Genomic DNA, 24,279 nt, shown 5'->3' with positions numbered 1-24,279 from the left:
CCCGCAACGGGAGTCCTGGGGAGGGGCAATGGCAATGAAGCACATCGGTAAGAAGCACGTCGGCAAACTGGGCCTGGCGCTAGGTCTAATGCTGCTGGTTGGGCAGGCTGCCCCAGCCGCCAACCTGGAAGAACAGCTTGATCTGCGACCCAATAGCGCGACCCAGGGAGAGTCGCGGGATGTGGCTGACGGCTGGATGCAGCTGGGCAACCAGCAGCTGGCTGAGGGCAATCTCACCCAGGCCGTAGATTCTTGGGCCGAGGCGGCCGAGATCTATCGCCTACTGGGCGACGGTCAGTCGGCAGGGCGGGCTTACGGTTCTATGGGGGCAGCCTTCGCTACCCTAGACCGTTACCCCGAGGCCGAGCGAGCGTTTGTGCTGCGCATCGGCACCGCCCGCGACAACGACGACCTGCTCGGGCAGGTTTACGGCCTCAACAACTTGGGCAATCTCTACATCAACCAGGGCCGACTGAACGAGGGGCAGGCTCACTTTCAGGAGGCCCTGCAAATCGCCCGCACCACAGACGATTCGCGGGCGATCGGCATCTCCCTCAGCAACCTGGGCCAGGTGGCGGCCCAGCGGGGTGACTTAGATGTGGCAGTACAACTGCTCGAAGCCGCCACCAACTACCGCATTTTGGCCAGCGACTACGTAGGTGAGGCCCACTCGTCCAACAGCCTGGGGGATGTCTATGTGGCCCTAGGACGCGAGTCCAACGCCATTGGCGCTTATCGAGTAGGGCTGCGGGCCGGGGTTGAGGCGGGCGATCGCAATCTGCAAATTCGTGCCCTCGACGGTCTAATCGGCATTTACCTAGAGCGGGACGATCTGGTGCAGGCCAAGGCCTATCTCGACCGGCGTGCTGCCCTTACTCTGGGCACTGTGCCGCCCAATCTGCAAACCGCCCTTAGCTATCGAGCCTTGGGTGACTATTACATGCTGACGGGGGATGAAGCCCGAGCCGAGCAGGCCTTTGCGTTGGGTTTACAAATCGCGCGCGATCTCCAGCAAAAGTCTCTAGAGGCTGAGTTCATCAACCGACTGCTGGAGTTTTAGCCTGCTGCTACACCAGTTACTCGAAAGGGCTTCCCCAAAATCTGGGGAAGCCCTTTCGAGTGTGAGAGGCTAGTCGCCCATCGTCTAGGGATGCACCTGAGCGTATTGGTCGAAGGGGGCAGTCCTTAGCTCAGCGACACCGTTTAACTCTGGGTTCACCGCAGGCAGAGGGTTGCGGGCTTTGATTAAGGCGATCGCTCGGGTCACAGTTTCGGGCAAAATCACCACCAGGCTGTCATCCTCAGCGCCATCTAGAGCAGTGTTAATCGCCTCGGTTTCGTCGAGAATGATGCGGTAGCTGGCATGGCCAACCCCTTCTTCGATGCCGTGGATGATCCACTTGGCGGCGTCACCCCGACCCCGACCCCGGGTGTCGTCGTCCTCTTTAACCACGATGTCGTCAAACATCTGGGCCGCTAGCTTGCCGAGGCTGATGAAGTCATCGTCGCGGCGATCGCCGGGGCCACCGACCACGCCAATGCGCTTGCCCGGCCAGTTTTTCACAAAGCCGCCCAGGGCTTCGTAGCTAGCCGGGTTGTGGGCATAGTCGACCAGGGCGTGGAACCGGCCCAGGTTAAACAGGTTCATGCGGCCTGGGGTTTGATCAGTGGAGGCCTCAAAGGTGTGCAGAGCCTGACGAATATAGCCGATGTCAACCCCCTGGGCAAAGGCCGCCAAACTGGCCGCCAGAGCGTTGGCGATTTGGAAGGGTGCCTTGCCGCCCATGGTCAGGGGCACCTTGTCAGCCTGCTCAATGCGCAACAGCCAGTCGCCCTTGAGAATGGATAGATAGCCCTGCTCGTAGACGGCGGCCAAGCCCCCCTGCTGGGAATGCTTGCGCACCAGCTCATTGTGGGGATCCATGGAGAAGTAGGCCACCTGGCTCTTCACCTTTTGGGCCATCGCCGCCACCAGCGGATCGTCGGCGTTGAGCACCGCGTAGCCACTAGGCCGCACAGTTTCGGCCACTACGCCCTTGAGGTGAGCCATGTCTTCTAGGGTTTCGATATCGCCTAGGCCCATGTGGTCGGCGGCAACGTTGAGCACCATGCCAATGTCACAGTCTTTGAAGGCTAGACCCGATCGCAGAATTCCGCCCCGCGCCGTCTCCAGCACTGCTACCTCCACGGTCGGATCCTGCAAGATTACCTGGGCGCTTTGGGGGCCGGTGGTGTCACCGGGCTCTACCATGTTGTCGCCGATGTAGATGCCGTCGGTGGTGGTGAAGCCCACCATCTGTCCGGTTTGCTTGAAAATGTGGGCGGTGAGGCGGGTGGTGGTGGTTTTACCGTTAGTACCCGTAATTGCCACTACTGGAATGCGGGCAGGCTGACCCGGCGGAAACAGCATGGCCAAAATCGGCTCGGCCACGTTGCGGGCGATGCCGACGCTGGGGCACACGTGCATACGCAGTCCGGGAGCGGCGTTGACCTCTACAATCACCCCGTCTACCTCGCGCAGGGGCTTAGAGATGTCGGTGGTGACCACGTCAATGCCGGCAATATCGAGCCCGATGGTTTTGGCGATGCGCTGGGCCACCCAAATGTTGTCGGGGTGAATATCGTCGGTGCGATCGATGGCGATACCGCCAGTGCTGAGGTTGGCGGTGGCTCTCAGGTAGCACATTTCGCCCGCGGGCAGCACGGTGTCGAGGGTGTAGCCCTTGCGATCGAGCAGCTGCCAGGTGGTGCGATCGACCTCAATGCGGGTCAACAGGTTGTCGTGGCCTACCCCGCGGCGGGGGTCTTGGTTAGTGATGTCGATCAGCTGCTCGATGGTTGATTTACCGTCGCCAACCACGTGGGCGGGCACTCGCTCAGCTACCGCAATTACCCGGCCGTTGATCACCAGCACGCGGTGGTCGCGGCCCTGATAAAAGCGTTCGACAATCACGCCACTGGAAACCTCTCTGGCTGCTTCGTAGGCTTCTTCTGCGGCTTCAAAGGTGTCGATGTCGATGGTAATGCCGCGCCCGTGGTTGCCGTCGAGGGGCTTAATCACAATGGGGTAGCCGCCCACAGCCTCGATCGCATTCTCAAGCTCATCGAGATAGTTGATCACGGTGCCCCGAGGCACGGGAACTCCGGCGTTGCGCAGGATTTGCTTGGTGCCCTCTTTGTCGGACGCCAGCTCTACCGCCAAAATGCTGGTCTTGCTGCTCAGGGTGGCCTGCACCCGCTGCTGGTAGCGGCCGTAGCCGAGCTGAATCATCGCTCGGGTGGAGAGCTGCATCCAGGGAATGTCTTGAATTTCGGCGGCGCGCACAATGGCTTCGGTGCTGGGGCCGAGGGCCGCGTCGAGGCGAAACTCGGCGAGGTCGGCCAGGTCTTGTTCCAGCTCTGTCTTAGAGTAGTGACCAGTTTCGATCAGGCTGTTGCACAGGCGCACAGCTGCGCGGGCGGCATAGCGTCCGGCCTGCTCGTTTTGGTACTCAAACACCACCTGATACACCCCGGTTTCGACCACGCTGCGGGTGCGACCAAAGCCAACGGGCATGCCGGCCATGGTTTGCAGCTCAAGGGCAACATGCTCAACAATGTGGCCCATGTAGGTGCCCTGGCGCACCCGACTCAAGAAACCGCCCCGGTGTCCTGGAGAACAAAAGTGCTCGATCAAGCTAGGGAGCGTTTCTACCAGCGCTTCGTAAAACCCAGGAATCTGGTCGGAGGGGCGGTCGGCAAGGTCTTCTAAGTCCAGCCGCATCAGTATCAGATTGGGATAGCGGATGCTCCAGTAGTTTGGCCCTCGTAGAGTCTGGGTTTTGAGAATTCGCATGGGCTGTCGTAACTCACCAGTCGTGGAACAGGGTTGGCCTGAGAGCAGCGCCGATCGGCAGGGATGATCGGGCCGGGGTGTAGTGCAGTATAACCCCACCTCAGGACCCAAGACAGTATCCCCGAGGCACGATCTTGGTGGCAACCGGGGGAATAATTTGGCAACAATGCCCGCCGTAGCTGACTTCTGTCGCCAGTCTACTGGGTCAGGGCGCGAATGAATCCTTGGAGTTCGTTTAGAAAACCACCTCGTTTGCCCTTTGGGGCCGCCGCGCCTGGCTCGCTGGAGTCGGCGGTGGCCTCGCCCATCAAAATGCGATCGATCGCTTCGCTGGAGGGCTTTTGGGGCAATTCAGCCAGCAGCTCATAACCGGCGTCGGTCTCTTGCCATACCTGCCAGGGGTTGGGGTAGCAGCGCAACAGCACGGCACCCTCCATGGGCCGCAAGTAATAGATCGACTCCAGGGTGCTGAGGAAGCGATCGCGCAGCTGCCTCCCAGCATAGCCAATGCCGATGGTGGCCACGTCTTCAAGCTTGGGGTTGAGCATGATCACAAAGGCATCGCCCGCCTGGGCACACATCTCTTCGACCTGATTGACTTCGAGCGACGAGGGTTCTACAAACAGGTAGGCCTGGTCACCCGGCTCCATCTCGCTGTGGAGCTCGCCAATGGCACGCACCACAAACTCAGGGTTGCCCCAGTCGCGGCGAGCCAGAGCCGCCGCCCCAGCGTCGGGAAAATATATTTTGAAGCTCAGGCCCAGCTCTTGCAGGGCGGGGTAAAACTGCTGGGCCACGGGCATGCCCTTCAGCTCGGAGTAGGCCAGCTCGACCACCATCCGAGGCACCCCCGCCTGGATGGCAGCCTGGGTGGCTATTCGAGCCTGGGCGATCGCGTCTTCGAGACTGGCCGGAACACCCGTAGTTGTTACAGAATCCATAGCACTATCCATAGCAGGCTCTACACCGGAGATAAGGTCAAAGGGATGAGGGTGCGCTGGAGCACCTGACGCAGCACCATCGCTGTCCAGTCGATGTCGGCGGCGGTGGTGTGCCGCCCCAGGCTGAGGCGAATGCCGCAGCGGGCCGCGCGATCGCCATAGCCCATGGCCAGCAGCACCGGGCTGGGGCTGATCTGGCCGCTGTGGCAGGCTGACCCGGCGCTAATGCCAATGCCCGCCAGATTCATCTCGCGCACCAGGGTGCGGCCGCTGACGCGATCGCCATCGGCGACGGTGATGCAAAAGCTAACGTGGTGGGGCAACCGGTGGCGGCGATCGCCTGTGGGCGCTAGCTCAACCATATTGGCCAGCTGCTCAAAGAGGCGATCGCGTAGCCCCATCAGCCGCAGGGTTTCCCTAGGCATTTCTGCCGCCGCCAGGGCTGCCGCCGCTCCAAACCCAGCCAGCACCGGCACTGCCTGGGTGCCCGATCGCAGGCCAAACTCCTGGCCGCCCCCGCCTAGCAGCGGCTCTAGCTCAACTCTGGGGCGCACATACAGCGCCCCAGCCCCCTGGGGGCCATAGATCTTGTGGCTAGAGATCGACAGCAGATCGACCGGCAGAGTTTGCACATCAATGGGCAGCCGCCCCGCCACCTGCACCGCATCGGTGTGAAACAGCGCGCCGTGGTCACGGGCTATCTGCCCCAGCACCTCAATGGGTTGCAGGGTGCCCACCTCGCTCTGGCCGTAAATAATAGACACCAGCACGGTATTGTCGCGCAGGGCCTGGCGCAGATCTGCCGGGCTCACCTGCCCCTGAGCATCCACCGCCAGCCGGGTCACCTGCCAGCCCAGCTGCTCAAGGTGCTGAGCTGGCTGCTCAATGGCAGAATGCTCCACCGACGAAATAATTATGTGCTGGGGCACCCGGTAACGCCTGGCCACCCCTAGCAGCGCTAGATTATCGGCCTCGGTGCCCCCCGCCGTAAAGACCACCGAGTTGATATCAGCGTTGAGCAGCAAGGCCACCTGCAAGCGCGCCTGCTCTAAAACAGTGGCGGCTTGGTTACCCCAGTGGTGCAGACTTGAGGGATTGCCCCACTGCTCGGACATGGCGGCCTCCATAGCCGCGATCGCCTCCTGACGAGGGGGCGTGGTAGCGCTGTAATCTAAATAAATCTGCATAGCGGGCTCGACAAGAGAACAGCGCACCCCTCGGGCACAAAGTCCATCCTAGCAGGGAGCGCTATCCCTGACGGGCAAACAAAACTATGCCAGCTACGACCCACTTTTGACTGAGGTGCCACGGCCCTATGACTTGGTCGCCAGAGCTACCGCCAACGGGGCAACCACGGGGGGACTGGGTACCTCGGCGGTGCTGAGTAAGCGGTTAACTACGCCCATGTGCCAACCTAAGCGCCAGACGCTGTTGTGGGACTTTAACCCAGTTCCTAAAACCCGCAGCCCCCACAGCGGAATGAGTACTACGCGCGGCGCTAGCCCATGGAGCTGCATACCCTGATCGCGGTAGCGCAGATAGAGGGTAGCGAGGCCGTAGCCCCAGTTGTAGGCTTTGCGATAGGTTGCCTGGCGGGCCTCCACAAACGACTGCTCAGTGCCATTACCGTGGCGGTAATGCACCACCGCCTCGGGCACATAGGTCAAGGAGTGACCGGCCATTTGCACGCGAATGCAGTAGTCGGCGTCTTCTAGGTGGGGAATCATTTCATCAAACCCGCCCACTGACTCGTGAATATCTTTGCGGATCGCTAACACGGCGCCCCCAGCAAAGGGATAAAAGGGCGTTCTAAAGTTGTGCAGACCCTGGTTTTGAGGAGTGTTGACAGCGCCCGGATTGAGCATTTCGTTATCAATGCGTCCGGCTAGAAAACCATGGCTGGCAAAGGCTTGCTCTAACGCCTCAAGCCACCCCTGATCGACGACATCATCGGCATCGCAGAAGGCCAGGTAGTTGCTGGCGGCGGCCTTGGCCCCGCTGTTGCGGGCGTGGGAAGCGCCCCGAACCCTGGCGGCATCAATCACTTTTAGGCGTGGTAGGCGATCGCGATATTGCTCAACCACGGCAAGGGTGTTATCGGTGGAGCCATTGTCGGCCACAATCACTTCGTAGGGAGTTACGGTTTGCTTGGCCAAAGCCTCAAGCTGCTGAGCAATTACCGCTTCAGAATTAAGACAGGGAATAACAACGCTTATCTTCATGATGACGACTCAAAATATACTACAGATAACCTGCGATCTGGTGCTCCCCATTTAGAGTTTGTCGCTCTATATCCCCAGCATGTTTCAGCTAGAGTGATAGTCAGCAAATCTTATTAACTAACTAAACCGGATTATTCACTTGAATAGATTAATAAGCATGATCTCATGCCATACGCTAACAGTCACATCAACCAAAAGATGGATTTTATTCTCCCTGTTATTTTAGGAGTCGTTGACTGTTGACAAAAGTAAACAATTTCTTCGATTCAAGATAAGAAACATATGCATTTCAGCTTTCTCTAAAGAGTCGAATGTAATACCTTGCTTCCAATATCCTGATTTTAGATACATCTCCGTGGTAGCGGAACGAATTCTATTGAACACACTATGGAGCAGTAAAAAAGTCCTGCCTAGACCATTAAAAATCACCTTTCCCTTTCAGTGTCGGCAAAAATTCTGTATTTTAAGGGGAAAGGATAACATTTTCAAGCACTCGATTTAGTAAACGTGCCAGCTCTGGAAAAGCTATTTTAGGAGAATCCTATATGGCAGTTTTTTGATCCACCACACGACTTTTCTTGGCTCACTGGATGCTTTTTCTTTCTAATTAATTAAATCAAACTTCGCTGACAACCTAAGCTCGAATCAATAGATGCTCTTAGGTAGAGGCTTTTTTTGGAAGAAATGATTTAATAATCTTCTGAAACGTCTGATGAGTTTTTAGAGATAGCGTGAGCAGGACATCCTCAAGCTTTAAAGCCTGATGCTTTTGCCCAAAATATCTATCGTCTAGATTTCGATTAAATCCAAACATAACTCTAAAGCATTCACTTGATTTCCTGGAAAAATCAAGCTTAGGCCAAGAGCATTTAAGCGCTCAGTATTCTTTAGGGGGGACTTAGTAGTGAAAAGGCTCGAAATGAAAGTGTGGCGATGTTCACGACGTACTTGCTCCTTATGCTAGATAGCCCTGTTAATGCAGGCAACTTAAGTTTCTCAATAACAAAACTCGGCATCAAACACGCCGGAACCTCGTTATTGCCCGTGGACGCTGGGGAACACAAGCCGTTATGGGGGACTAATCAAGCTAGAGGCAGGCGAAACGTGAGACATGCGTTTTCTCTACTAACTCAGGAGATGATTGCATTTGTGTAAAAGAATAACGTCAGTACTTGTATTCTCTCGTAAAGATTATATGAAGTGAAAGAGCCTGTAGTAATGATTCCGTAAAGTCCAACGTAGTAATATCTTTTGCAGAACTATGTAAAAAGCTCTTTTATCTAGAAGCTGGGCTTCAGCTTAAAAGTAGGGGCAAGGTCTATTCACTACGCCATGCTCTAGAACCGCTTCCTGACGAGCAGAGCCAGGCTTCCTGGGGCATCGAGCTACGACCCAGCCAGCAGCCGATTGACCACGCCCATGTGCCAACCTAAGCGCCAGATGCTGTTGTGGGACTTTAACCCAGTCCCTAACACTCGCAGCCCCCACAGCGGAATTAGCACCAGGCGTGGCGGTAGCCCGTGCAACTGCATGCCCTGATCGCGATAGCGCAGGTAAAGGGTGGCTAATCCATAGCCCCAGTTGTGGGCTTTGCGGTAAGTCGCTCGGCGGGCCTCTAAAAAGGGCTGTTCGGTGTCTGTGGCGTAGCGATAGTGCATCACCGCGTCAGGCACAAACACCAGGGGATAACCGGCCATCTGCACACGAATGCAGTAATCAGCGTCTTCTAAGTGAGGAATGGTTTCGTCGAACCCGCCCACCGCTGCGTGAATGTCTTTGCGAATGGCCAACCCGCAACCCCCGGCAAAGGGATAAAAGGGCGTTCTAAAGTTTTGCAGGCCGTCGGTTTGCGAGGTGTTGGTTGTATCGTTGTTGAGTTTTTCGTAGTCGAGGCGGCAGGCTAGAAAACTATGGCTGGCAAAGGCTTGTCCCATGGCCTCAATCCACCCCTCACCGACGATGTCATCGGCATCGCAGAAGGCTAAATAGTCGCTGGTGGCGGCTTTGGCGCCCACATTGCGGGCGTGGGAAGCACCCTGAACCTCGGCAGCATCAATGACCTTGAACCATGGCAGGCGATCGCAGTATTGCTCAGCCACAGCGCGGCTGTTGTCGGTAGAGTTGTTGTCGACCACGATTACTTCGTAGGGGGCGACGGTTTGCTTGGCTAGAGCCTCTAGCTGCTGCTCAATCACCGACGCGGCATTGAAGCAGGGGATGATAACGCTGATTTGCATTGTGACGATTCAGATTGTAACGATTCAGGATGGGTAGACAATCCGCGATCGCAGTGCTTCGTGGTTACTGACTTGGGCCGTTTGGCTAAGTTCTCTGTTTAGGGAGCTAGAGCGAACCGCCAGGGCGGGACTCGACTCGCAATGCCCCGCCAGTGTATAAACCCCGCCTTCCAAAAACAAGAGATTTTATAAAAGAAATTCTATAAATAGACAGACGTAGCTAATACAGACGGACATAGTCTCAGGACTTGATAGCGGCTCTATGGCGGCAGCGTGCAAAGACAGAGCGCACTAAGGGATCCAATAGGATTGTCTGGAGGTACATTACTGTAAAATTCGGCACACAATTGCATCCTTCAGGACGGTTCTGCTAATTGTGTCGCTTAAAAACGACTGGGGCTACGCCGATATGTGTAGTGCTGGCAAGTGGTGCTCGACTCCAGCGATCGCCACTACGGCCTTCGGGTCAACCCCCGCCGCTGGCTCTCCCTGGGCCTGGAGCGCCGCCGCTGCTACGTCAGCCACTCGCTCACGGCCACTCTGTTGCAGGGCGGTTAACCAAGCCCAACCACAGTCAACCAGGCGCTCCACATCTACGCCCCCGTGGGTGGGTTCAAAGGGGCGCAGGCGGTTTGTTCCTTCCCCTAGCAAAATGCTGGCCCCTTGCCAGTTGTGGTTGCCCAGGTGATAGAGCCCCACCGCAATTTGCAAAATGCCTTGATAAAACGGCTTTTCGAGGGTGTTGGCCTCCATCCAAATGGCTTCGAGCACATCGTGGCAGGCGTAGTACTCGCCTTGGTTAAACAGGGCAACACCTTCCTCTAGGCGGGGATCAACACTATCGCTAGGCATATCGATGGCCATAACTATGGGGGAACTGGCCTAAAGGGATAGTTCCATCCTAAGGCAGAGGTGTTATCCTCCACTGTGAGTGTGAGGTGTGAGGAAAATTAACATGGTAAGTTCTCCGGTGAGGCCGACGGGCACGGTACCTGTCAGCCAGCAACTCATTGATACTGAGGCCGTTGTCGAGCGATCGCTGAAGGGATTGAGCGGCCTACAACTTCCCGCCGGTCCTCTGTTTGGTACTGACGGCATTCGCGGCAAAGCAGGGGAGCTGTTAAATGCTCCCCTAGCCATGGAAATTGGCTACTGGGCTGGGCAGATCATGCAGGCGCAGGGCTTGACCGACGGGCCAATTATTCTGGGCCAAGACTCTCGCACCTCTGGCCACATGCTGGCTACCGCCCTCTCCGCTGGGTTAACCTCGGCAGGGCTAGATGTGTGGCACATTGGGCTCTGCCCAACCCCAGCTGTGGCTTACCTGGCTGAGTCGTGCCAGGCCCTGGGCGGCATTATGATCTCGGCTAGCCACAACCCGCCGGCAGACAACGGCATTAAGTTTTTTGGCGGAGACGGCACTAAGTTATCTAGCCATGTGCAGGCCACCATTGAAGCGGCCCTGCGGGGTCAGGCCACGGCGATCGCCGCTGGGTCTAGCTGGGGGCAGTGCTATTACCGCCCTGAGCTAGTCAACCGCTACGCCAGCTTCCTGCACGAGCCCCTGCTGCCCGGCCTCGATTTGGCGGGCATGAAGGTGGTGCTCGACATGGCCTGGGGCTCTGCCACTCGCTTAGCTGAGCAGGTCTTTGTAGAGGCTGGGGCTGAGGTGATTGCCCTGCACGGTGTCCCCGACGGCGATCGCATCAACGTCGACTGTGGCTCGACTCACCTGGAGCCTTTAAAGGCCGCTATTCAAGCCCACGGAGCTGACCTGGGTTTTGCCTTCGACGGCGATGCCGACCGGGTGATGGCGGTGGATGCCCAGGGCCGCGTGGTCGATGGCGACTACATTCTCTATCTCTGGGGCAAGCGGCTGCAAGAGCAGGGTCAACTGCCCAACGACACCCTGATTTCTACGGTGATGGCCAATCTGGGCTTTGAGCGCGCCTGGGAAAAGCTGGGTGGCACCCTGGTGCGTACCCAAGTCGGCGATCAACATGTCTATAGTGAAATGGTTCGCCGGGGGGCCAAGCTCGGGGGCGAACAGTCGGGCCACATTCTCTGTCACCACTACAGCCTGACCGGCGACGGCATTCTCACCGCTCTGCATCTGGCAACCCTAGTACAGACACTGGGTGGCTCCCTGGCGGCCCTGGTAGATGACAGCTTCCAAACCTATCCGCAGAAGCTTCAGAATGTGATGGTGGCCGATCGCGATCGCCGCCTCAACTGGCAAGACTGCGCCCCCGTTTGCCAGGCCGTGGTCGCCGCCGAGCAAGCCATGGGTGACGCGGGTCGGGTGCTGGTGCGACCCTCCGGCACCGAGCCGGTCATTCGAGTCATGGTCGAGGCCGCAGACGCGGGCCTCGTCGATCGCTGGACCCAGCACATTGTGCAGGTGGTAAGTCAGCATTTAGCGGTGTAGCCACTCAGAATCCCTAGGCTTTGGAAAAACCTAGGGATTCTGAATCTGTGCAAGTAACAGGGCTAGACGTTCCTCAAAAATCACCTAATCCCAGAACTAGCTAGGAACAGCTGAAAAACCGGTATAGCAGCCACGCTTAGCCAAAGTGCAGCGGCCACCATAGGGGCAGATCGACGGGGGATGTTTCCTCAACCGATCTGCCCCTTAATTGCGTTTGGAGCCTAGCCATGGTGGCGAGCTTTTTCAGCCTGGTGTTGGTGGTACTTTTGCTAGGCATTTTTGGCCTGGCCCAGTGGTGGCAAATCCCCGTGGGCAACTTTGCTGACTGGGTTGTGGGCTTGGCCAGCTTTGGCTGGCTGCTAACGATTACCACCGTGCCCTGGAATATCTACTTTGAGGCCAAGGGGGCGCTGAGCGAAGCGACCCTGTCAGCAGAAAACGGCATTGCGGTGGACGATCGCCAGATTGACTACGTGCGATCGCTGGCCCGCTGGTCCCTACGGCTTATCCTCGGTCTGCACCTGCTTACCGCTCTGGGCCTCTATCTGCTCTCCAGCACGGGCGTCAGCCAGCTCGGCTACTGGGGCTCAGCCGCCGCCCTGTTGCTCAGCGGCCTGCGCCCTGCCGTCCGCACCTACCAGTATTTTGCCGCCCGCATTGCCGCCATTCAGCAGCAGTTTAAGTACCCCCACGAAGATGTGGTGTGGCTGCGCGATCGCCTCACCCAGGCCGAAACCAAGCTAGAGGAGCTCACCACCCAGCTCGATACCGTCGACCCCGCCTCTTGGGCCGCCACCGAGCAGCGCCAGCGCCAGGCCCTGCGGCAGGATCTCACTGTGCTCGCCACCGAGGTCACGACGCTGGTGGCGACCAACCAGGCAGAGCACCAGCGGTTAGCCTTGGAAGGACAGCAGGCGATCGCCCAGCTCAGCGCCGACGGCCAGTTTCTAGAGCACGTGCGCGAAATCATTCGCTTCTTCAAAGCAGCCTAGAGAATCGAAAGTAGTGGGTGATGGAATATGAAGCGTAAAAACAGTATCCAAAATTCCTCTTCCTCCATCCATCCCCTCACCCATCCCTACATTTCTAACCCCCAAGATTCGCTATAGTGATTTCCCAAGCCAGAAACACCCTCACTTTCATGATCGACACTACCGACCTCAAGCGCGAGCTTGACGAACTCACCAATCGCCTGGGTAAAACTCAGGAGTATCTTTGACATTCCTGCCCTCGAAGCCCGCATTCAAGACCTAGAGCAGGTCGCCGCTCAGCCAGAGTTTTGGGATGACCAGAGCAAGGCCCAAGACACCCTGCAGGAGCTGAGCGACTATAAGGCCAACCTCAGCCAGCTCACCACCTGGCAAAGTAGTCTCGACGACACCGTCGCCATCCTTGAGCTGCTGCAAGAGGATCAGGACGAATCTCTTTTTCAAGAAGCTCAGGCCACCGTCACCGGCCTCAGCCAGGAGCTCGATCAGTGGGAGCTTCAGCAGTTGCTCTCTGGCCCCTACGATAAGAAAGGAGCGGTGCTCACGCTCAATGCTGGGGCGGGGGGCACCGATGCCCAAGACTGGGCTGAGATGCTACTGCGCATGTATACCCGCTGGGCTGAGCGTCAGGGCTACCAGGTGCACCTGGTGGAAATATCCGATGGTGAAGAGGCCGGACTCAAGTCAGCCACCCTGGAGATTACCGGGCGCTACGCCTACGGCTACCTCAAGTCCGAAAAAGGTACCCACCGCCTAGTGCGAATTTCGCCGTTTAACGCCAACGGCAAGCGTCAGACCAGCTTTGCTGGGGTGGAGATCATGCCGATTCTTGACCAGAATATCGAGCTAGACATCCCCGAAAAAGACCTGGAAATCAAGACCTCGCGATCGGGTGGAGCCGGCGGCCAAAACGTCAACAAGGTGGAGACGGCAGTGCGCATTACCCACTTGCCTACGGGAATTTCAGTGCGCTGCACCCAGGAGCGATCGCAGCTGCAAAACCGCGAAAAGGCCATGATTATCCTCAAGGCCAAGCTGCTGATTATTGCTCAAGAACAGCAGGCCAAAGCGATCGCTGAAATTCGCGGCGATATGGTCGAAGCTAGCTGGGGCGCGCAGATTCGCAACTACGTATTTCATCCCTATCAGCTGGTCAAAGATCTGCGCACTGGGGTTGAGACCACGGCGATCGACGACGTAATGGCTGGGGAACTTGAAGCTTTTATCCAAGCCTATCTGCGCCAGGAGAATCAGGTGCTACAAGAGCAGACGGCCTAGGGCGTGGGGCGTAATCTGATGAAGTCAGTAACCGGAGCGCCCGCCAACAGTGCCCCCCGCTACCCGCCCAGAAAACCCGGTACATTAAAACTATCTGCACTGTGACAATCTTTTATGAGTCAAGACCCGCCTACCCTGGACCCGACTGCCACGCCCTCGCCTTCAGCCCCTGCTGAAGCGCCCCCCAGTTTTGTCAAACTGGCCATGCGCAACATGGTGAAGAAGGGCGGCAAGTCGCTGTTTCACTTCTCGCTGACCGTGACTGCTCTGCTGAGCCTGCTGGTGGGTCTAGCCTACCTGACCCGTTAACCTATGGTTGCAACTACTTTCCCTGTGCCCACCTTAGAGGTGGCCCTAGATCCAGAGCATCCCGAGGCTGAGGTGATATCGGCCGACGAGTGGGAGACTTGGTTCACCCAGTGGGGCCAGCAGATGGCCCTGGAGGGCTCGCCCATTGGGGCCTACGAGCTATCGCTCAAACTCACGACCGATGGGGCGATCGCCGCCCTCAACCACCAGTTTCGCCAGCTCGACCAGCCCACCGACGTACTTTCCTTTGCCGCGCTCGAAACCGATTTTCCTCAAATAGACGAAATTTTAACGACAGAGCCCCTTTATTTGGGCGACATTATTATTTCCCTAGACACCGCCGCTCGCCAAGCGATAGAAGCAGGCCACTCTTTGCGTTGGGAAACGGCCTGGCTAGCCGCCCACGGATTTTTGCACCTGCTGGGCTGGGATCACCCCGATGACCCAAGTCTGGTAGAAATGCTGGACAAACAAAGCGAATTGCTTACCGCCGCTGGGTTAAAGTCTGAAGAAGTAGGCTAGATTAGCCCTGATTCGTCCTCCACGGTACGGTATAGGGGCATATCGCCCAATGGCTTCTATAAGTAGTTATCTATGACCCTCTATAGCGAAAAATCTGAGACAGCGGTGTCGGTGCCTGATGCTAACCTCAGCCCGGTAGACCGCTCGCTCTCCTGGAAGGTAGCCACCAATCTGCTTGTGAGCTTCAGCTATGCCTGGCAGGGAGTGTCTTACGCCTTTCGCACCCAGCGTAACTTTCGCATTCACGTGGTGGTAGGTAGCTTTGCGGTGAGTTTGGCGATCGCCCTCAGCCTTGCCCCAGTAGAAGTGGCGGTCATCATCCTCACCTGCGGCATTGTGCTCACCATGGAGCTAGTCAACACCGCCTTAGAGTCGGTGGTCGATCTCGCTGTCGAGCAGACCTACCACGAACTCGCTAAGATCGCCAAAGACTGCGCCGCCGCCGCCGTGCTGATTTCAGCGCTGATCTCGGTGTCGGTGGCTGCCTGCCTGCTGCTGCCGCCGCTGTGGCAGCTTCTGCAACCCCAGTTTTTTTAGCCTCAGCTTTCTAAACCCCACTCTGCCTGCACCCATGATTTTGGTCATCGACAACTACGACAGCTTCACCTACAACCTGGTGCAATATCTGGGTGAACTGGGGGCTGAGCTACCGGTGGCGGGCGACCTGTGCGTGTTTCGCAACGACGAAATTACCGTGGACGAGATCATGGCTCTCAATCCCGACGGCATCGTCATTTCCCCCGGCCCCGGCACCCCTGCTGACTCAGGAGTTTCGCTGGAGATCATCGAAAAGCTTGGCCCCGCTGTGCCTGTCCTCGGTGTATGTCTGGGCCACCAGAGCATCGGTCAGGTGTTTGGCGGCAACGTGGTGCGAGCGGCCGAACTCATGCACGGCAAAACCTCTCCCGTCTTCCACACCGGCCAAGGTGTTTTTGCCGGTCTAGAGAATCCGTTTCAGGCTACCCGCTACCACAGCCTAGTGATCGATCGCCCCACCTGCCCCGAGGCACTTGAGATTACCGCCTGGGTCGAAGATGGCACCATTATGGGCGTGCAGCACCGCGACTACCCGCACCTGCAAGGGGTACAATTTCACCCAGAGAGCATTCTCACCGAGTCAGGCCTGCAAATCCTGCGGAACTTTTTGATGACCCTGCCCGTACCTGTTGCAGCTTAAGGCGGGCTCGTTTAGGTTAGCTCATTTAGCCTACCCCTTTTAACTCAAGACACAATTACCTCAGACCTGCTACCGGGATTTGCTTGCGAGGTGGCCCGCCTGTTTGCAGCGCGAGGTTGACCAGCAGTAGTAGAATACAGACAAGTTATTAACGTTTGTAACAGATCTCTCAGGAGTCGAGCATGGGCCGGAAGCAGGCGATCGTGATTGGGGCTGGGGTCGGCGGGCTATCCATGGGTATTCGCCTGCAAAGTCTGGGGTTTGACACCACTATCGTCGAGGCGCTAGATGCCCCTGGCGGTCGGGCCTACGTGCGCCGCGAGCAGGGCTTTACCTTCGACATGGGGCCAACGGTGATCACGGTGCCTCACTTTATCGAAGAGCTGTTTTCGCTAGAGCGCGATCGCGCTGACCTCACCACCGAAGACTTCCCCTCCACCATCGTCGATGAGAATAAGCGCATCAAAGAAGGGGTTTCGGGTGGTCCCAACACCAGCCGCTACGTGCAGATCGTTCCGATTCTGCCCTTCTACCGCATCTACTTCGACGACGGAACATTCTTCGACTACGACGGCGACGAAGCCAACACCCGTCGGCAAATTCTAGAGCTAGGCGAACCCGGCGACCTGGAGGGCTATGAGCGCTTCCATGAGCAGTCACGCGCCATCTTTGAACGGGGCTTTTTAGAGCTAGGCTACACCCACTTTGGCGATGTCGGCACCATGCTCAAGGTGGCCCCCGACCTGCTCAAGCTCGACGCCGTGCGCAACCTGTTTCGCTTTAGCAGCCGCTACTTTAAGAGCGACAAGCTGCGCCAGGTCTTCACCTTTGAGCCGCTGCTGGTGGGCGGCAACCCCCTGTCGGTGCCTGCCATCTACGCCATGATCCACTTCGTCGAAAAGACTTGGGGCATTCACTTTGCTATGGGTGGCACGGGGGCACTGGTGCAGGGCTTCGTGAAAAAGTTTGAGGATCTGGGCGGCAAAATCAGATATAACGCGCCGGTCAGCAAAATCAACGTCACCCGCAAGGACGGCAAAAAGGTAGCTACGGGTGTCACTCTGGGCGACGGCTTGACGATGACTGCCGACGTCGTAGTGTCGAATGCCGATTGGGCCACCACCTACGGCAAGCTGATCGAACCCCAGTACCGCTTCTGGAACAGCGACCTGCGGGTGAAGCTGTCTCAGCAGTCGATGTCGGTGTTTGTGATCTACTTTGGCTTTAAGGCCGACGGCAACGAAACCGAGAAACTGCGCCACCACACGATCATCCTTGGCCCCCGCTACGAAGAGTTGCTGAAAGATATCTTTGGCCGCAAGATTTTCCCCAAAGATTTCTCTCAGTACCTGCACCTGCCCAGCCTGACCGATCCCTCCTTGGCTCCGCCCGGACATCACGCCGCCTACACCTTGCTGCCGATGCCTAACAACAAGTCTGGGATTGACTGGAACGAGATGGGCGATCGCCTCAAAGACATCGTCTTTGACTTTCTCGACGAGCGCGGCTACCTGCCCAACCTGAGAGAGCGGCTGGTGTGTCACAGCTACATCACCCCCGACTACTTTGAAAATACTCTTGACGCCTACGCGGGCAATGCCTTTGGTCTTGAGCCCCTGCTGGTGCAGTCAGCCTTCTTCCGGCCTCACAACCGCAGCGAAGACATCAACGGCCTCTACTTAGTAGGTGCTGGCACCCAACCCGGCGCGGGTACCCCCAGCGTGATGATGTCGGCCAAAATGACGGCACGGCTGGTAGCCGAGGACTACGGTGTGGCGGACGATGTCGTCAGCGGTAAAGCCAGCCCCGAGCTAAGCGTTCGATAGCGCAGGGCTGATGTAGGGTGAGCACTGCCCACCAACTCCTGCTACGGCGTGCCTATTCTAATCGAGCTGCCCTATACCATAGGCGGTGCATTGCAGTCCACAACTGGACTGGGGACTGCCCAGTGTTTGGGGCCTTGTAGGCAGGGCTGCGCCCTTGGCGCTTGTCCCCTATTGGTGGCTGGGCATAACCAGCTTTAGAATCGCCAATTCAAAATTGGTACGTCCAGTTCCATGGCTGGCTCAAAATGGGGCAATAAACTGGCGGTTTGCGGTCTAAACTAGGCTAGCCAAAGCTATACGTACTGTGTGGGAGTAAGAGCGCAATGAAACGGCGACAACTACTGGGTTATGCAGGGGCAGGGTTGGGGGCCACCCTAGGGCTAGGGCTAGTCGGCTCCGCAGCCCAGGCTCAAAGCACAGGTGTTACGATCCGCAGCCTAGGCCATACAGCCTTTCTCTTTACTGGCGGCGGGCGACGCATTTTGGTCAACCCCTTTCGCCCCATTGGCTGCACCGCCGGCTTCCCCTCCCCAGCCGTGCCCGCCGATCTGGTGATGATTAGCAGCCGCCTGTTTGACGAAGGCTATCTGGATGACCTACCCAACGAACCCCGCGTGCTCACCGACCCCGGCATCTACGACTTTGAAAACCTGAGGGTGCAAGGCATTCTTACCCCCCACGATCGCCAGGGTGGGCGGCGCTTTGGCAATAACACCATCTGGAAGTGGACTCAAGGTGGCGTCACCATTGTCCACATGGGCGGAGCCGCTGCACCGCTGGGGGTGGAGGAGCAGATCTTGCTGGGCCGCCCGGATATCATGCTCGTGCCCGTGGGTGGTGGCCCCAAAGCCTACACCCCTGCTGAGGCGGTGCAGGCCGTGCAGGTGCTGAAGCCTAAAATTGCCATTCCGACTCACTATTTGACAACTGTGGCTGGCGAAAGCTGCGAGCTTTCTCCTGTGGATGAGTTTTTAAGCCTGATGCAGGGCACTCCAGTGACTCGGGCCACCAACGGTTCTTTGAGCCTGCGCCCCAACGACCTGCCTAGCCAGGGAATGCGGATTCAGGTTTACCAATATCCCAGAGCTTAGCCTCTGCCTCCAAGGCACAGGCCCAGAGCACAGGCCCAAAGCACGGATCTCTGCGGTGAACGCTAATATCTCTTAGCATTTACAGAAGCAACCCGTCTCGCCACCATCTAACCCAATTTCCCTTCGCTATGACTTCCTCCTACGCCCACCGTCGTCAGCGTGCAATGGACCTCATTGGTGGCGGCACGGCCGTTTTTGCCAGCGCCCCACCGGCGGTGATGCACAACGACGTAGACTACCCCTTTCGCCAGGACAGCAATTTTTACTACCTGACGGGGTTTAACGAGCCGGGTGCGGTGGCCGTGCTGGCTCCCCACCACGACGAGCACAAGTTTGTGCTGTTTGTGCGGCCTAAGGATCCTGAAAAAGAAACCTGGTCGGGCTACCGGGTGGGGGTAGATCTGGCCAAGGAGCGCTTTGGGGCCGATGAGGTCTACCCCATTGGTGAACTGGATGAGCACTTGCCCAAGTATTTGGAAAAGGCCGCTCGCCTCTACTACCACTTTGGCCATGACCAAGCCTTGAATGACAAGGTGATGCGCCACTGGCAGCGGCTGCTGGCCACCTACTACAAACGCGGCACCGGCCCGGTGGCGATTGAAGACGCCACCCTGATGATGCAGACCCTGCGGCGGGTGAAGTCGACAGAAGAGCTGGATTTGCTGAGAAGGGCGATTGCGATCGCCGCCAAAGCCCACAACCACGCCCGCGACATTACCCGCCCTGGTCGATTTGAGTACGAAATTCAGGCCGAGATGGAGCACATCTTTCGCCTAGAAGGGGCGATGGGGCCGGCTTACACGTCGATTGTGGCCTCGGGGGCAAACGCCTGCATTCTGCACTACGTCGAGAACAACTGCCAGATGCAGGAGGGTGACCTGTTGCTAATCGACGCGGGCTGCGCCTACGACTACTACAACGCCGACATCACCCGCACCTTCCCGGTGGGAGGGCGCTTTAGCGATGAGCAGCGGATTTTGTATGAGCTGGTGCTGGAGGCGCAGCTGCGGGCGATCGCGGCCGTTAAACCCGGTGCTCCCTTCAATGAGTTCCACGATGCCGCCACCCGCACCATTACCGAGGGGCTGGTGGAACTGGGCTTGCTGGCAGGAAGCGTGGACACCCTGATTGAAGAGAAGAAGCACAAAGCCTTCTTTATGCACGGCACTGGCCACTTTTTGGGGTTAGACGTTCACGACACAGGTATTTTACGCAACCCCGATAAAACCTGGCGGCCCTTTGAGGTGGGTAACGTGGTCACAGTCGAGCCCGGAATCTACATTTCCCCCACCTATGAACCGGTAGAAGGGCAGCCCCAGATCGACGATCGCTGGCGGGGCATTGGTATTCGCATCGAAGACGACGTGCTGGTGAACGAAACCGGCTGCGAGGTTCTGACCGCTGCGGTGCCCAAAGCACTAAAGGATATGGAACGTTGAGGAATTTGTGAAACTATGATTGGCACTCAATCAACTGCAAAAACGGTCTTTCTCCTGGTCTCCATGGTGGGTTGGCTGCTGGTGGGAGCAGCTCTGATGTATCTCTTTCCAGCGATCGCTGATGGGCTGATGGGCAGCGATCTCACCCACCTGTGGATGACTAATCTCGCCCGTAGCGGCTACAATCCTATCCTCGGCTGGGTGGGGGGCAGCATCGTTCTGGCGGTGACAGTGACGGGCAACTGGGTGTGGTATCAGTACTTTGAAGGTAAGCGTTAGGGACCTACAAAGCAGAGGCTACTTTTAGTGAGTGGGTTTGACGGTGAGAAGGCCTGCGAGTTTGGAGAAAATTTGTGGGGCGATCGCGCAAAATAGCCCCTATCCTCTGCTAAGATATGAAACTGCGAATGCAGCACGGGCGATTAGCTCAGTTGGTAGAGCGCCTGCCTTACAAGCAGGATGTCACTGGTTCGAGTCCAGTATCGCCCATACAAGAAAAAGCAGAGCCGATAATCTTATCAGCTCTGCTTTTTTATAGTCAGTTTGCAACCTTTGATATGCGCAGGGCAGTTTTCTTGAAACTGTCGATGGGTTAGGCCTAGAACGGACATAGTTGTGCGCAAGAAGACACTAGTTTGTGCAGCACGACTTTTAACGTGCGAACCGATAAATGCTTCTCTAGGGAAGAGGTGAGGGGTCGAGGTTTTGGGATTCAAATTTGCTATGGGATGTTGCTGCGCCTAGTCGTTCTGGAAAAGGCGCTACTATTAACTTCATATAGCTTCATATACGACAACTGCTTTTTATTCCGTTTAAATTCACAATTTAGGATACTTTTTTTACGGTATGGCCAAGCGATCGCTAAAGGCCTCGCCCGCTGGTATTCAGCGAGCTAAGCGCGCGTTTGCGCTCAAGGGGTGGACTCAAGAAAATTTAGCCGGAGAGGTGAATCTCAAGACCCGCCAGCCGGTCTGGCGATTTTTTACCGGGCAGCCGGTAGATCGCCAGGTGTTTATGGAGGTTTGCCAGATTTTAGACCTCGACTGGCGAGAGGTTGCTGCCGACCCGCCCGCCGACTTTCTAGAACCGGGGGAGGATCTGGAGCCGCGCCTGCTGACAGTGGATGAACTGGTGGCGGAGGTGCGATCGCAGCACTACGACACGATTCAGCACCAGTGCGGCATTCTGCAACTGCTCGATATTGGCCACCCAGTCAACATCGACGACATCTATGTCGAGGTCAACATTCTTGAAGCCGTGGCTAACCAGCAGTGGCTAGAGATTGCTGAGCTAAACAATTTGGCCCCGACCGAGTTTGACCGGGTGGGGCTAGGGGATGTTGACCACCCCCAAATTTCTGGTGTAGAAGCGGTTAAAACCCACGGCAAGTTGCGGGTGCTGGGCAAGCCGGGGGTGGGCAAAACCACCTTTTTGCAGCACCTGGCCGTGCAGTGTAATCAGGGCGAGTTTGCCCCCGAGCAAGTGCCCCTATTTATCGTGCTGCGGGAGTTTGCCGAAGCGACCAAACGCCAGGGTGACTTTAGCCTATTCAGCTACATTCACCAAACCCTGCTCACCGCTGGCCTCGCCGACCCAGCCCAGCTCGAAACACTGCTCACCGAGGGGCGGGTGCTGATGCTGATGGACGGCATTGATGAGGTGCTCAATCAGGATATCAACGCCGTTATTCGAGAGATTCGCACATTTTCAGACAAGTACCACCGCAATCGGTACGTGGTGTCGTGCCGTACAGCGGCCCAAAAGCTGGCCCTGCACGGCTTTACCGATGTAGAAATTGCCCCCTTTAGCCCGGCGCAGATTGCCACCTTTGCCCAAAAGTGGTTTGTCGCTTTGGGTAAAACCGCTACTTCCCAGGCCCAGGCCCAGGCCGCCCAGTTCGTCCAAAAGCTGGATCTGCCCGAAAACTGGCAATTTCGGCAGCTGGTGGTGACGCCCCTATTTTTGCACATGGCCTGCTGGGTGTTTCAGGGGGAAGGACAGTTCCCCACCAAGCGCACAGCCTTTTACAAGCAAGGTCTCGACTTGCTGCTGGGCAAATGGGATGAGACTAAGGGGGTGGAGCGCGACGGTATTTATCGAGGCTTTTTGCTGCCCCAAAAAATGAAGCTGCTGAGTCAGCTAGCCGCTGTCACCTTTGAGCAGGGGCAGTACTTTTTTGAGCAGCGCACCATTGAGCACTACATCGAAGACTACCTGCAAAACCTGCCAGGCACCGTTCTCGAACCCGAAGAACTCCAGCTCGAAAGCGAGGCCATGCTGAAGGCGATCGAGGCTCAGCACGGGCTACTGATCGAGCGGGCGCGGGGCATTTTCTCGTTCTCGTATCTGGCGTTTCAAGAATACCTAACGGCGCGCAAAATCGTTGCCACCCACAACTTGCGGGCGCTGGAGCAGGCGCTAGGAGGACTGGTCAGCCACATCACCGACCCCCACTGGCACGAGGTGTTTTTGCTCACCGCTGCCATGCTGCGCAGCGCCGACTCGCTGGTGCAGCTGATGAAACAGGAGATCGACGCTCTGGTGGCCCAAGACCCCCACCTGCAAGATTTTTTGATGTGGGCCAGCCAAAAATCTCAGACCGTTCCCCCTGAGCCTAAGCTGGCTACTACCCGCGCCTTTTATCTGGCCATGGCCCAAAGCCCTCACACCGCCGATCAGTTTGCCCTGGCTAGCACCCTCGATCAGGGCATTTTTCTAGATGCCGCCTTAGAAAATCTGCTGGTGGAGTTTGCTGTTGACCGCAGCCAAGATTTTGCCCATGTGCATGCCTGTAGTGAGGCACTTAGCAACATTTTGGTCATGGTGCTCGATGCCGGATTTTATAAGTCACTTCAGCAGCTGAAGGATCAACTGCCTGCCGCGCACCAAAGCCAGGAGCGATTGCAAGCCTGGTGGCAAGACAGCTACCCGGCCTGGGTTGAGCAGATTAAACGTTCGATCATTGACTACCGCAATATTCACCACCCCTGGCGGTTTAGCCCTGAGCAAGAGCAGGTGCTAAAGCGCTACTACGACGCCAACCAGCTGCTGGTGGATTGTTTGAACAGCAACTGTGAAGTGACCGAAACTATTCGCCAAGAGATTGAAGCGACGCTGCTGCTACCTCAGAAGGAATTGGAGGAGCGGGAGTGGCAAGGAGAGTAGGGCGCTACAAAATCACCGCAAAAGCCATCCAGTAAAAGGATGAGAATAGAAAAGCGAAAAATGGGGAAGAATGCCCGCTAGGCTTGCACTTCAGTATTTTGGGCTACTCTAACCCAGACTTCACCTGCTATGGCGCAAGTTTGTTCGAATTGCTACAGCTTTATGCCTGCTAACCACAAACTTATACCTCAAGCAATCTAGGCTTACGGAAGTTTTTTGCTTATTTCCTTGTCTTAATCAATTCAGACGCGAAATACAACCTCTGTCTATCAAAATTATGAGAGAGGTTGAGCAATCTTCTCCACCCTTCTGCGTTAGTCTCGTTCCTTAACTATTAGACACGTCCATATTGAGCTGTTGCAAGACTCAGCCGCCCGAGGTTAAGCAGATTAAAAAGGTGATTAAGTGAGCATTGTTAAAACATTAATTGTCAATGCCGACGCCGAGTGCCGCTACCTCACTCTGGGGGAGGTAGATCAGATCAAGATGCCCTTAAAGGGGATAGCTAAAAGTATTCGCGCTATGAAAACCGTAGCCACCGCCCTCTCACCCGAAGGTGGCAGCGAGGTTGGCACCTATTTTGACGGCCTGATTCAGGCGTTTTTGTAGGCTGTTGCAGCCTGTTTGTGAAACGGATAATTTAATAATGACTACCTTTTCTCAGTTGGTTTCTAACCCAAAGAAAGTCTACGGCTGCCCCAGCGCGATCGCTCAAAAGCGGTCTGTGGGGGTTAGACACCTGTGCCTCTGCTGCTCAAATGTATTGCTTCGCCATGCGAGATCAAACCAGGTGTATTGGCGCTGTAGCCATTGCTATCAA

20 protein-coding genes and 1 tRNA gene are annotated in these 24,279 nt (G+C 56.8%); 15 read left to right on the top strand and 6 right to left on the bottom strand.

What is annotated here, in order from left to right; all coding sequences use genetic code 11:
* Positions 1–28: 28 nt before the first annotated feature.
* Entirely contained in the window at positions 29–1,060 is a 1,032-nt protein-coding gene (locus tag H6F57_RS09430; RefSeq protein ID WP_190625353.1) for a tetratricopeptide repeat protein, read from the top strand.
* Positions 1,061–1,144: 84 nt separating this feature from the next.
* On the opposite strand, the gene cphA is transcribed toward H6F57_RS09430, so the two are convergent.
* The 6 genes from cphA to H6F57_RS09400 all read right to left on the bottom strand — a co-directional run bounded on the left by cphA (position 1,145) and on the right by H6F57_RS09400 (position 10,099).
* Entirely contained in the window at positions 1,145–3,835 is a 2,691-nt protein-coding gene (gene cphA, locus H6F57_RS09425) for a cyanophycin synthetase (RefSeq protein WP_190625352.1), read from the bottom strand.
* A 197-nt stretch (positions 3,836–4,032) separates the two neighbouring features.
* On the bottom strand, positions 4,033–4,776 hold the full coding sequence (locus H6F57_RS09420) for a DUF1995 family protein (RefSeq protein ID WP_190625351.1): 744 nt from the start codon (positions 4,774–4,776) through the stop codon (positions 4,033–4,035).
* A 20-nt stretch (positions 4,777–4,796) separates the two neighbouring features.
* Positions 4,797–5,963, bottom strand: coding sequence for a cysteine desulfurase family protein (locus H6F57_RS09415; protein WP_190625350.1), 1,167 nt, complete (start codon positions 5,961–5,963; stop codon positions 4,797–4,799).
* Between the two features lie 126 nt (positions 5,964–6,089).
* Positions 6,090–6,998: a glycosyltransferase family A protein gene (locus H6F57_RS09410; RefSeq protein WP_190625349.1), complete on the bottom strand. Its 909-nt coding sequence runs from the start codon at positions 6,996–6,998 to the stop codon at positions 6,090–6,092.
* A 1,385-nt stretch (positions 6,999–8,383) separates the two neighbouring features.
* The gene (locus H6F57_RS09405; RefSeq protein WP_190625348.1) at positions 8,384–9,235 is read right to left on the bottom strand and encodes a glycosyltransferase family 2 protein; all 852 of its coding nucleotides are present in this window, start codon (positions 9,233–9,235) and stop codon (positions 8,384–8,386) included.
* Between the two features lie 399 nt (positions 9,236–9,634).
* Positions 9,635–10,099 carry a DUF309 domain-containing protein gene (locus tag H6F57_RS09400; protein WP_242024777.1) on the bottom strand — a complete coding sequence of 155 codons (465 nt, stop codon included), beginning with the start codon at positions 10,097–10,099 and terminating at the stop codon, positions 9,635–9,637.
* Between the two features lie 91 nt (positions 10,100–10,190).
* On the opposite strand from H6F57_RS09400, the gene glmM reads away from it, so the two are divergent.
* The 14 genes from glmM to H6F57_RS09330 all read left to right on the top strand — a co-directional run bounded on the left by glmM (position 10,191) and on the right by H6F57_RS09330 (position 24,068).
* On the top strand, positions 10,191–11,663 hold the full coding sequence (gene glmM / locus H6F57_RS09395) for a phosphoglucosamine mutase (protein ID WP_190625347.1): 1,473 nt from the start codon (positions 10,191–10,193) through the stop codon (positions 11,661–11,663).
* 227 nt (positions 11,664–11,890) lie between these two features.
* Entirely contained in the window at positions 11,891–12,655 is a 765-nt protein-coding gene (locus H6F57_RS09390) for a hypothetical protein (protein WP_190625346.1), read from the top strand.
* A 152-nt stretch (positions 12,656–12,807) separates the two neighbouring features.
* A protein-coding gene (gene prfB / locus H6F57_RS09385; protein ID WP_190625382.1) for a peptide chain release factor 2 occupies positions 12,808–13,930 on the top strand; the annotation gives its coding sequence in 2 pieces (ribosomal slippage) (positions 12,808–12,879 and positions 12,881–13,930; 1,122 coding nt in all).
* Between the two features lie 114 nt (positions 13,931–14,044).
* Positions 14,045–14,239: a DUF3285 domain-containing protein gene (locus H6F57_RS09380; protein WP_190625345.1), complete on the top strand. Its 195-nt coding sequence runs from the start codon at positions 14,045–14,047 to the stop codon at positions 14,237–14,239.
* A 3-nt stretch (positions 14,240–14,242) separates the two neighbouring features.
* Positions 14,243–14,761, top strand: a complete 519-nt coding sequence (gene ybeY, locus H6F57_RS09375) for an rRNA maturation RNase YbeY (RefSeq protein ID WP_190625344.1) — start codon at positions 14,243–14,245, stop codon at positions 14,759–14,761.
* A gap of 72 nt (positions 14,762–14,833) precedes the next feature.
* On the top strand, positions 14,834–15,298 hold the full coding sequence (locus H6F57_RS09370) for a diacylglycerol kinase family protein (protein ID WP_190625343.1): 465 nt from the start codon (positions 14,834–14,836) through the stop codon (positions 15,296–15,298).
* 34 nt (positions 15,299–15,332) lie between these two features.
* Positions 15,333–15,938 (top strand): aminodeoxychorismate/anthranilate synthase component II, encoded by a 606-nt coding sequence (locus H6F57_RS09365; RefSeq protein WP_190625342.1) that lies wholly within the window; start codon positions 15,333–15,335, stop codon positions 15,936–15,938.
* A 182-nt stretch (positions 15,939–16,120) separates the two neighbouring features.
* Positions 16,121–17,764 (top strand): phytoene desaturase family protein, encoded by a 1,644-nt coding sequence (crtI, locus tag H6F57_RS09360; protein WP_190625341.1) that lies wholly within the window; start codon positions 16,121–16,123, stop codon positions 17,762–17,764.
* Positions 17,765–18,087: 323 nt separating this feature from the next.
* Positions 18,088–18,855, top strand: a complete 768-nt coding sequence (locus tag H6F57_RS09355) for an MBL fold metallo-hydrolase (protein WP_190625340.1) — start codon at positions 18,088–18,090, stop codon at positions 18,853–18,855.
* 128 nt (positions 18,856–18,983) lie between these two features.
* Entirely contained in the window at positions 18,984–20,294 is a 1,311-nt protein-coding gene (locus H6F57_RS09350) for an aminopeptidase P N-terminal domain-containing protein (RefSeq protein WP_190625339.1), read from the top strand.
* 15 nt (positions 20,295–20,309) lie between these two features.
* Positions 20,310–20,573 (top strand): hypothetical protein, encoded by a 264-nt coding sequence (locus H6F57_RS09345; RefSeq protein ID WP_199289544.1) that lies wholly within the window; start codon positions 20,310–20,312, stop codon positions 20,571–20,573.
* Between the two features lie 137 nt (positions 20,574–20,710).
* Positions 20,711–20,783 (top strand) — tRNA-Val (locus H6F57_RS09340).
* Between the two features lie 357 nt (positions 20,784–21,140).
* The gene (locus tag H6F57_RS09335; protein WP_190625338.1) at positions 21,141–23,459 is read left to right on the top strand and encodes an NACHT domain-containing NTPase; all 2,319 of its coding nucleotides are present in this window, start codon (positions 21,141–21,143) and stop codon (positions 23,457–23,459) included.
* 405 nt (positions 23,460–23,864) lie between these two features.
* Positions 23,865–24,068 carry a hypothetical protein gene (locus H6F57_RS09330; RefSeq protein WP_190625337.1) on the top strand — a complete coding sequence of 68 codons (204 nt, stop codon included), beginning with the start codon at positions 23,865–23,867 and terminating at the stop codon, positions 24,066–24,068.
* Positions 24,069–24,279 lie beyond the last annotated feature (211 nt).

The organism is Leptolyngbya sp. FACHB-60 (genome assembly GCF_014695775.1).
Classification (GTDB): Bacteria; Cyanobacteriota; Cyanobacteriia; order Phormidesmidales; family Phormidesmidaceae; genus Nodosilinea.
This window is presented reverse-complemented; position numbering and strand designations above follow the sequence as displayed.